General features: G+C 68.5%; 13 protein-coding genes. All 13 read left to right on the plus strand.

Annotated elements, in window-relative coordinates; translation table 11 throughout:
• Window positions 1-356 precede the first annotated feature (356 nt).
• The 13 genes from AB0M43_RS39035 to AB0M43_RS39095 all read left to right on the plus strand — a co-directional run bounded on the left by AB0M43_RS39035 (window position 357) and on the right by AB0M43_RS39095 (window position 9613).
• Window positions 357-521, plus strand: a complete 165-nt coding sequence (locus AB0M43_RS39035) for a hypothetical protein (protein ID WP_363732851.1) — start codon at window positions 357-359, stop codon at window positions 519-521.
• A gap of 99 nt (window positions 522-620) precedes the next feature.
• Window positions 621-938, plus strand: a complete 318-nt coding sequence (locus tag AB0M43_RS39040) for a DUF6284 family protein (protein WP_363732854.1) — start codon at window positions 621-623, stop codon at window positions 936-938.
• Window positions 938-1153 (plus strand): hypothetical protein, encoded by a 216-nt coding sequence (locus AB0M43_RS39045; RefSeq protein WP_363732856.1) that lies wholly within the window; start codon window positions 938-940, stop codon window positions 1151-1153. Before AB0M43_RS39040 ends, AB0M43_RS39045 begins: the two co-directional genes overlap by 1 nt.
• The gene (locus AB0M43_RS39050; protein WP_363732859.1) at window positions 1153-1527 is read left to right on the plus strand and encodes an RRQRL motif-containing zinc-binding protein; all 375 of its coding nucleotides are present in this window, start codon (window positions 1153-1155) and stop codon (window positions 1525-1527) included. Before AB0M43_RS39045 ends, AB0M43_RS39050 begins: the two co-directional genes overlap by 1 nt.
• A gap of 3 nt (window positions 1528-1530) precedes the next feature.
• Entirely contained in the window at window positions 1531-1674 is a 144-nt protein-coding gene (locus AB0M43_RS39055) for a hypothetical protein (protein WP_363732862.1), read from the plus strand.
• Window positions 1671-2381 (plus strand): hypothetical protein, encoded by a 711-nt coding sequence (locus AB0M43_RS39060; RefSeq protein ID WP_363732865.1) that lies wholly within the window; start codon window positions 1671-1673, stop codon window positions 2379-2381. Before AB0M43_RS39055 ends, AB0M43_RS39060 begins: the two co-directional genes overlap by 4 nt.
• A gap of 17 nt (window positions 2382-2398) precedes the next feature.
• On the plus strand, window positions 2399-2569 hold the full coding sequence (locus AB0M43_RS39065; protein ID WP_363732868.1) for a hypothetical protein: 171 nt from the start codon (window positions 2399-2401) through the stop codon (window positions 2567-2569).
• Between the two features lie 103 nt (window positions 2570-2672).
• The gene (locus AB0M43_RS39070; RefSeq protein ID WP_363732871.1) at window positions 2673-2822 is read left to right on the plus strand and encodes a hypothetical protein; all 150 of its coding nucleotides are present in this window, start codon (window positions 2673-2675) and stop codon (window positions 2820-2822) included.
• Window positions 2823-2901: 79 nt separating this feature from the next.
• Entirely contained in the window at window positions 2902-5070 is a 2169-nt protein-coding gene (locus tag AB0M43_RS39075) for a cell division protein FtsK (RefSeq protein WP_363732873.1), read from the plus strand.
• 136 nt (window positions 5071-5206) lie between these two features.
• A complete protein-coding gene (locus AB0M43_RS39080) occupies window positions 5207-5470 on the plus strand; it encodes a hypothetical protein (RefSeq protein WP_363732875.1) in 264 nt (87 codons plus the stop codon).
• A gap of 256 nt (window positions 5471-5726) precedes the next feature.
• Window positions 5727-6614 carry a bifunctional DNA primase/polymerase gene (locus tag AB0M43_RS39085; RefSeq protein WP_363732877.1) on the plus strand — a complete coding sequence of 296 codons (888 nt, stop codon included), beginning with the start codon at window positions 5727-5729 and terminating at the stop codon, window positions 6612-6614.
• A complete protein-coding gene (locus AB0M43_RS39090) occupies window positions 6611-7645 on the plus strand; it encodes an AAA family ATPase (protein ID WP_363732880.1) in 1035 nt (344 codons plus the stop codon). The genes AB0M43_RS39085 and AB0M43_RS39090 overlap by 4 nt, the downstream gene beginning before the upstream one ends.
• Before the next feature lie 459 nt (window positions 7646-8104).
• Window positions 8105-9613 (plus strand): recombinase family protein, encoded by a 1509-nt coding sequence (locus AB0M43_RS39095; protein WP_363732882.1) that lies wholly within the window; start codon window positions 8105-8107, stop codon window positions 9611-9613.
• The last annotated feature ends 50 nt before the right edge of the window (window positions 9614-9663 follow it).

Raw genomic sequence — 9663 nt, forward strand, 5'->3', positions numbered from 1 at the left:
ACAAGTAGGTGCAGTATGTCGATGTAGTTGAAATTTGCTCCAACGAAGCGAGGTCTGGCGGCTCTGCCGCTGGATCTGGGCTGGTCAACGTCGGCGATGACGGCACGAAGTCGTGCGGTGCGTTCGGTCGGTGGCCATGTCCGGCCGGTCTTTGAAAACTCAATAGTGGGGGTTTGGTCACCGCCCCGAATGGGTGACCGCGCATGGCTGGTTCCGTGCGTCGCACTACCTCCCACCTGCGGGTGGGGCAGCTGCCAACCGCTGCGGAGCTTGGCTTCCCGGCGGTGTTCCACAGATCACCCGGCAGCGCGGGTCTACCGTGCTGCCGCCATCGCAAGCGGAGAGAGGTTGTCGTCATGCGTCAGAACATCGCCGCTGGTCTGCTGCGGCTGACGATCAAGAAGAACTCCACGTACCGCAAGTGCGTCGGCTGCAAGAAGCTGACCGCCCTGCCCGGTACCGACACGCGTTGCTCGTCCTGCCAGCCGCCGTCGGCGCGGCAGCACGCCTACGCCGCGTAGCGCGGCCCCAAACGTTCCTGGCCCCACAGGTGAGGCCCAGCGGGTGCAACCGCCGGGCCTCGATTCGGGCCTACCAGCCACTTCAAAGGAGCTAGACCCATGAACAGCATCCCACGCAACGGCCTGCGGGCCATCAGCGCGGAACCCGCCACGGCCGACATGGTCGAGGTGCACGTGCTCGACCTCCTGGACGGCCCGACCGCCCAGGAGCTGGACGAGATCGAGGCCGAGTGGCCCCAGATCCAGGCCGACATGATGGCGCTGGACGACCTGGCCGAGACGCTGCGGGTTGTCGACCGCCAGGTGGTCGACCTCGACAGCCGCCGTGCCCGCCGGACCCGCCGCCGGATCATCGCGGCGACCCTGACCGACCGCACGGCCGCCGACAGCATGCCGGGCCTGCGGGCGGTGGCGTGATGCTGCGGCTTACCGGCTACGCCGTGCGGGCTGGCCGTTGGGACCGTGACGAGGACTTCGTGATCGGCCCGTTCCCGACGCCCGACGCGGCCCGCGACTGGGGGCGGCACGCGGAGGACTTCGGGGAGGTCGACTTCTTCCTGGGTGTGATCGAGCTGGGCGACCCGTTCCCGATCACGGTCCCGGCGGTGGCGGTGCTGCGGGCGGTGGCCTGATGGTGGCCCCGACGCGGTATCGGGCGAAGTTCTACGACCCGAACGCGCTGCGGCACTCGGTGCCGACGTTCCCGTGGGAGTCGGCCCCGGCCGGCTACGCCACCGTGCGCCAGCTCCGCGCGATGCAGCTGCGTCCGGGCGGTCAGGACATCGCCGCGCAGATCCTCTGGCCGTCCCGGGGCACGGTACGCGTCGCGTACCTCTACCGGGTCGACCTGGCCAAGCCGAAGCGCACCGCGACCCCCGCGCAGCTCCGCGCGATCCGCAAAGCCCTGCTGTGCCGCCGGATCTGCCCGACCTGCTCGCGGGTCCGCCCGTACTACATCCGCCGTTCGTTGGGCGAGTGCGCCCGCTGTGCCGGACAGGAGAACTGAACAGTGAAAAAGCTGTGGCTGATTGTGGGCGCCGCGTTCGTGGCGTTCTTCATCATCACCAACCCGACCGGTGCCGCCGACATGGTCCGCGACATCACTTCCGGGGTCGGGCAGTTCGCCGCCGGGGTTGTCGGGGGTGACCGATGACGGGCAAGTCCGAACGGGTCGAGAACATCGTTCAGGTCCTGGTGCTGCTCGCCGTGGGCGGGGTGGCGGGGGCCGCGTCGTTCACGCACATGCACGACTGGACTATGGCCCACGCCCCGGCCGACACGCATGACTGGTTCGGGTGGGCTAACGCCGTGGTGTCGGACCTGATCCCGATGGCTGCCGCGTTGGAGATCCGCCGCCGACGCCGCAATGGTCAACCGATCAGCTACCCGGCGGCCATCATGATCGGGTTCGCGCTGCTGTCCCTGGCCGCGCAGGTGGCCCGTGCCGAGGAGTCCCCGTCCGGTTGGCTCCTCGCGTCGGTGCCGGCGCTGGGGTTCCTCGCCTTGACCAAGCTGGTGCTCTCCCGGATGCCGGTCGTGGTGGCCAGTGCGGAGGACACCAGCCCGGTGACCGTGGCCGTTCCGGTGGCCAGTGTGCCGGTCACGGTACCGGTCAGTCTGCCGGCCATGGTGGCGGACACGGCACCGGACACCCGCCGGCCAGCGGAGCGGACACCGCGCCGGACACCCGCCAAGCCCGACACGGCCACCGCCGTGGCCAAGCTGCGGGCCAGGTACCCGGACATGTCGCAGGAAGACATGGCCGCACGCCTCGACGTCGCCCCGCGCACCGTGCGCCGACACCTCGCCGCACTGCGCACCGACACAACCGAACCGGTTCCGGCGCTCGCCGCAGCCTAAGAAAGGGCGCACCTGAGATGACCCCGTTTGAGGCGCTGGCCTACGCGCACGCCCGATTATCCGCCTTGCTGGACCGCGCCGACGCCGATGAGGCGGCCGGTACGCCTGTTCAGCACATGTTCGCGGACCTGCTCAGCGAGCTTCACCGGCTACGGGTCGAAATCGACCCCCACCGCCACGCCCGCTGAACAGCACCCGCAGCACTGGTTGCCCGGCTGGCAGACACACCCCGTTCGAGTCGGGGGCGGGCACGAGCGGCCACGCGGGCCGCCGGCACCTGAGGGAGAAGTCATGTCGAAGAAGTTCGTGGTCGTCGACTACGTGACCGGCAAGGGCACCCCGGCCACCACGACCGTCACCCCGGCCCAGCTCGACGCCCTGACGCGATCGGGTCGGCTGCTCGCCAACCACGGCGACGGCAAGCCGACCACCCACAAGTAGCCCACTTCACGCGGGGCACAGCCACCAAGCCTGGACAGCCCGGCTGTGCCCCGCCGCCCCACACGGAGGTAAAGCCATCATGGCAAGCAACTCGGAAGAGTTCGACTTCGACAGGCACGCCGAGGAGATCGGCGTGAACGCCGACGTCCTGGACCTGGACGCGGCACGGGCCAGCCGGACCCGTCCGGCGCCCGGCCCCGACGACATCGCGGGCACGCACTTCGACGTGCCCCTCGACGACGAGCCGACGCCCGGCGGGGGCGCGGTGGCCGTGCCGGTGCTGGCCGGTGGCCGCCGGCAGGTCATCCCGTCCGCTCTGGCGAGCTGGGCCAACATCCGCTCCACCGTGCGGCACGCCGCCGGCCTGGCCGGTCACATCGTCGCCTTCCACGCGGTGCGGACCCCGTGGTACCTGGCGCAGGCCGGATTCTGGGCCTCGGTCGGCCTGTTCCGGCTCGCCGGTCGCCAGCTCCGCTGGTGGTGGCTGACTGAACAGCACGGCCTGAGGCAGGCCGCCGCCGCGGGCAACGAGCCGGACGTGTGGTTGAAGCTCCAGAAGGAGGGCAAGCGCACCCGCCTGTGGCGGTTCTGCGTCTTGGCCGCTGAGGCGATGGGTATCGCGATCGGCGGACCCGTGGCCTACGCCCTGGCCCCTGGGTGGGCCGTGGGCCTGGCCGTGGCTGGCGCGGTCGGCTACCTGGCTCACGTCGGACGTCCGGCGGACCGCCCCATCCTGTCGACCGCCGTCGTCGCCGGTCGGTTCCGGCGGATCAACCCGGACATCGTGTTGCGGGCCTACTACTCCGCAGGCCTGGGGCATCCGGATCGGGCGGGGCAGAAGGTGGACTTCGGTTCGACCATGGCCCGTGACAACTCCAACACGGGTTCGCAGGTGTCGGTGGATCTGCCCTACGGCAAGACGTTCGATGACGCGCTGAAGGCCCGGGGTTCGATCGCGTCGGGTTTGGACGTGTCCATCAACCAGGTGTTCATCACCAAGGACAAGTCCTCGCACCGCCGGCACACCCTGTTCGTCGCCGACCGCGACCCCCTCGCGATCCCGGCCGGACGGACGCCGCTGCTGGACTGCAAGCCGCGTGACATCTGGGCGCCGGCCCCGTTCGGGCTGGACGAGCGCGGCCGGAAGGTCGATCTGCTCCTGATGTGGATCAGTGTGCTGGTGGGTGCGCAGCCGCGTAAGGGCAAGACGTTCTCCGCCCGGCTCCTCGCGTTGTACGCGGCGCTGGACCCGTGGGTGAAGCTCGTTTTGGTCGACGGGAAGAACTCCCCGGACTGGGACAAGTTCCGGCTCGTCGCGCACCGCACGGTGTTCGGGGTGCACCCCAACGCCCGTGACACCGACCCGATCACACACCTGCTGGAGGCGCTGAGGGAGGTCAAAAAGCACATCGAGGCCGTCAACGAGGTGCTGTCGACCCTGCCGCCGTCGCTGTGCCCGGAAGGCAAGCTCACCCGTGAACTCGCGCGCAGCCCCAAGTACCCGGACCTGCGGGTGTGGCTGCTGATCATGGAAGAGTTCCAGGTCTACTACGAGACCGACGACCAGAACGTGAACAAGGAGATCGCGTCCCTGCTGTCCTACATCATCGGTGTCGGCCCGTCTGCGGGGGTGGTCATCCTGTCCAGCTCGCAGAAGCCGTCCGGCGTCGGCGCGGGGGATGTGCAGCGGCTGTTCAACCGCTACCGCGACAACCACGCCGCCCGCTTCGCCCTCAAGACAGGTAACCGGATCGTGTCGGAGGCCGTGTTGGGCGGGGACGCCTACGCCGAAGGGTTCGACGCCTCCTCGCTGCCCACGGGCAAGGAATACCTGGGCGTCGGCTACCTCTACGGGCTGACGGATGACACCCCGACCGTGCGGACCTTCCTCGCAGACCACGGCGACGCCGAAAAGATCCTCACCGCCGCCCGCAAACACCGCGAGGCCGCAGGCACCCTGTCCGGCGCGGCAGCCGGAGAGACGATCGTTCGCGACGTGCGCGACGTGCTCGCCGACACCCGCAGCGTGTTCGCGGCGGGGGAGGCGGGGCTGCACTGGCCGACGATCGCCGCCCGGCTCGCCGAGCAGATCCCGGAGCACTACGCCGACACCACCGCCGAATCCATCTCGGCCCAGCTGCGGGCGCTGGGACTACAGAGCGTTGACATCAAAGCCGGCGGAACGGTGCTCAAGGGTGCCCGGTTGGCCGGAATCGTCACCGCGATCCAGAGCCGCGACGCGGCCTGAAAGGTAGCGGCACTGCCGCTACCGGTAGCGCCGACGCTACCCCACCCGCTACCCGCCCCACCTGCGAACGTTTCCGCAGGTAGCGGGTAGCGCCCGTGGGCTCCTCACACCCGAAAGCGCCCCTGAGAGGGTTTCCATGGTCACCCACGCCGCTACCGCAACCACCACCAGCCCCGCGACGGGCATCCTCCTCATGATCCTCACCGGAATCACGCTCTGTTACGTACTCGCGTGCTGGCTCGCGCCGTTCGGGTACCACCGCAGGTGCCGGGGGACCGGTCGGACCGGCCCGAAGCTCCGTCAGCCGTGCCGGCGCTGCGGGGGCACCGGACGCCTACTGCGCATCGGCCGGCGCGTCTTCAACGGCCTGGCCGACATCCACCGCGACGGCACCCGATGACCCGCCGCCGGGCCGGCTGCCCGGACTGGTGCCGGAGACACGGCTGCGCACTAGGCGAGCACAGGGCACACCCGGTGCGCCTGCGGCTCCCGAACGGGTCCGCCGTCCTCACCCGGGTTGCCGGGCCTGCCGCGCAGCACGCCGAAGTACGCCTGTCGGTCCGGCTCCCCGCCGATGACACCGCAGCACAAGCCCGCCTGCTCGCCCTGCTGTTTCAGCTCCAGAACCTGACCGATACCGCAAGGGAGGTTCACTCGTGACCACCACAACCGGCCTACTCGGCGCGGCACTCGCCGCCGCCGAACGCGGCTGGCACGTCTTCCCCCTCCGCCCGAACGACAAGCCCCCGGCCGTGAAGGACTGGGAGGCGCGGGCCACCATCGACCCCGACCGCATCCGCCGCTGTTGGTCGGCCGGCGCGTTCAACGTCGGGATCGCGTGCGGCCCGTCCGGGCTACTCGTGGTCGATCTCGACATGCCCAAGCCCGACGACCCCGGGCCGATCGAGCTGCACGGCGAAACGTGCCGCGACGGAGCCGACGTGTTCACGGTCGTCTCCGAGCACGCCGGGCACCCGACCCCGGTGGAGACGTTCATCGTGGACACCACCCGGGGCGGGCAGCACCACTACTACCGCCACCCCGCCGGTCCGGAACTGCGCAACACCGCCGGTCGGCGGGGCAGCGGACTCGGATGGCTGGTCGACACCCGGGGACACGGCGGTTACGTCGTTGCCCCGGGCAGCGTGGTCAACGGCAAGCCCTACAGCGTGCGGTGGGACGTCGACCCCGTCGCGCTGCCCGGCTGGCTTGCTGGCCTGCTGGCACCCCGCCCGCTGCCGGCCCCCGGGCCGATCACGGTCACTGTGCCCGACGGCCGGCAGGGCGCGTACCTGCGGGCCGCCGTTGAGCGGACGATGGCCCACGTGCGCACCGCCCCGCCCGGCACCCGCAACGCCACCTTGTACGGCGCGGCCAAGTCCCTGGGGGAGCTGGTCGCGGGCGGGGAGCTGACTGAACCAGAAGTGACCTACGCGCTGTCGCAGGCTGCCGCCGAAGTCGGGCAGCGGTCCGCAGAGACTCGCCGCACGATTCGTTCCGGCCTGCTGGCCGGTGCCCGCAATCCGAGGAGTGTCGCCGCATGACCGCCACCCCGAACGTCCCCGCTGGCACCCCTCACCTGCATTCCGTGCCGAACCTGACCCCGGCTGAAACACCCGTGAAGGCGCTGCCTCACAAGGCGTGGTGGACCGCAGCCGAGCTGATGACCACCGACTTCCCGGAACCGCGTTGGGCCGTGCCTGGCGTGTTCGCTGAGGGTGTCAGCCTGCTGTGTGGCCCGCCGAAGGTGGGCAAGTCGTGGCTTTCCCTGGGTCTGGGGCTCACGGTCGCCGCTGGGGGCAAGGCGTTCGGCACGATCCCCGTGCAGGCCGGACCGGTGCTCTACCTCGCGTTGGAGGACACCGCCCGCCGGTTGAAGGAACGCATCACGACCCTGCTCGCTGGGCGCCCGGTGCCGGAGCACATGCATCTGCTCACCGACTGCCCGCCGATGGATCAGGGCGGGGTCAGCATCATCACCGGATGGTTGGACGCGCACCCCGACGCCCGCATGATCGTGATCGACGTTCTGACCAAGATTCGGTCCGAAGCGGTGCACGGCGCGTCCGCGTACCAGGCCGACTATGCCGCCATCGCGCCGTTGATGGACATCGCGCAGAAGTACGCCATCGCCATCGTGGTCGTGCACCACGTGCGCAAGCAGGGCTCAGATGACTTCCTTGCCACCGTGTCCGGCACCAACGGACTCGCCGGAGCCGCCGACGCCACCTACGTCCTCGTACGCGGACGCGGCCAGGCCGACGGCGTCCTGCACATGACCGGACGCGACGTCGGAGAAGCCGAACACGCGCTGACGTTCTCGTCCGAGGACGGGAGCTGGACCATGCTGCCCGGGCCGGCATCCGACCACCTCACGACCAACACCCGCGCCGCGATCCTGCGGTTCCTGCGCGACAACCCGATCAGCGGACCGAAAGTCATCGCACAGAACACCGGCCTGGGCGAGCCGAACGTCAAGGCCACCTGTCGCCGGATGTTGGAGTCCGGAGAACTGACCTCCGACGCCAAAGGCCGCTACAGCGTGCCCGACCCCAACCAGGCCCACCTGGTGTGACCGCTCCCAGATGTATCCCGTGTATCCCATGTATCCCTACCCCCTCTGACCTGGGAAAACTCGGGATACATCTGGGATACACCCTCTTCGACGATCGATCGGACCCGAAGGCGGATCGAGCTTGAATCTCCCACAAAATCGAGGCGACGGTACCTCTACCCCTACCGGGGCAAAGATCTTGGCTCTACGACCCTCTCAGCGGCCTCCCAGAAGGTCCACACGCAACAGCGACACCCACACTGACTCAGACACCCCCGACAGCCCCGAGGGCGTCGTCGTGGCGCTCAGGCCGACAGATGCCCCACAGGAACGGCCCGCCGGAGCACTCTCGGCCAGGGAATGGGGCAAACGCCAGGCGGAACAGTCTCCCGTGTGGAGTGAAGAGAAGTGGGCGCGGGTCGCTGTCCTGCTGGGCGTCCGGTTCACCGAGCGGCGCGACAGCACCGAGAGGCAAGCAGCATGACCACCCATAACCCGGGGACACCGTCGAGTGACGGTGTCCCCGTCATCTCATACGCCCGAATCAGCGACGACGGCGAGGACGACCGCCACGGCGTCAACGACCAACACAAAGTCAACCGCGCGACCGCGAAGCGCCTCGGACTCCGCATCGTGCTGGAACTGACCGACAACGACCGCTCCGCTAGCAAAGCCGACGTTGTGCGCGAGGACTTCGAGCGGATGTTGCCCCTACTCAAGTCCGGCAAGCTCCCCAACGGTGAGCCCGTCATGGGAACGGTCGTAGTAGCCGACGACCGACTGGCCCGCCGGGCAGGCGACTACGAGCGTTTTGTAGAAGCTCTCACCGCTCAAGAGGGCCGCGTCTATGCCGATGAGCGTGGACGCAAGGATCTCTACTCGGAGGACGTCGAGGGGCTCGGACTCGTTGGAGTTGCATTCTCCAAAATCGAGTCCCGAAAAGTCCGGCGACGCATCAAGCGGTGGCACCGGGCGCGGGCCGAAGGCGGCAAACAGCCCGGAGGTACCCGCCCGTTCGGATGGCGGGAAGACGACCGCACAAAGCTGGAACCGTCCGAGGCCCACCTACTGGCTACCGCAGCCCGTCAGGCGGCTGTCGGCAGGTCACTGCACTCGATCATCAAAGAGTGGCAGGAACAGGGCGTGGTCACGAGCCTCGGTAATGCGTGGTCGTCTCGCACGCTTAAACTCGCGCTGAACAATCCACGGCTGTGCGGTTGGCGTCGACTTGGAGACGCCATTCTGCGGGACGATGACGGCGTGGCCGTTATCGGTGAGTGGGAGCCGGTCATCACGCCTGACGAATGGTTGGCTGTCCACGGGGTGATCGAAGCGCGGCGGGGCAAGATGTACTCACCGATCGGCAATGAGCGAGATCTCCCCGTGGACCACCAGGAGCACAAGCACCTGCTGACTGGCATCATTCGGTGCGGGAAGCTCCGCGCGGATGGCTCCGTCTGCGGTGCGCGACTGCGGATCACCTATTCGCCTAGCTGCGTCCAGCACATCTACGCATGCCCCAACAAGACAGCCGGCGGATGCGCGGGAGTCGGCAGGCGCGGCGACATGGTGGACGAGTTCATTACCGAGGCCGTTCTAGCCAAGTTAGAAGAGCGTGAAGCGGTGACACAGGATGGCAACGCGTGGTCCGGCGGTACGGAGCTGGACAGTTTGGAGGCGAAGCTAGTGACGTTGCGCAAGCAGTGGACGGCGTCAACGATCACCGATGAACTGTTCTTCCCGACCGCCAGGGACCTCGAAAATCAGATCCGGGGGCTCCGTGCCGATCAGGCCCGACACGCAGTAACTTCGGTTCGGGCTCGGGCGAGGTTCGCGAACGTCCGAGCGGACTGGTATGCGGGGCGGCTGGACATCTCTCAGAAACGGGCATATGTCCGCGAGGCGTTAGAAGCCGTCATCGTGTTACCGGCAGGCAAAGGGCGCAAGCCGTTCAACCCGGACCTACTCCGGCCCGTATGGCGGGTGTAGCTCGAACCTCTCAAACAGATATGGGATTCCGTGCACCACTCCCACCAGCA

It is taken from the genome of Longispora sp. NPDC051575, from assembly GCF_040681875.1.
In the GTDB taxonomy this organism is placed as follows: domain Bacteria; phylum Actinomycetota; class Actinomycetes; order Mycobacteriales; family Micromonosporaceae; genus Longispora.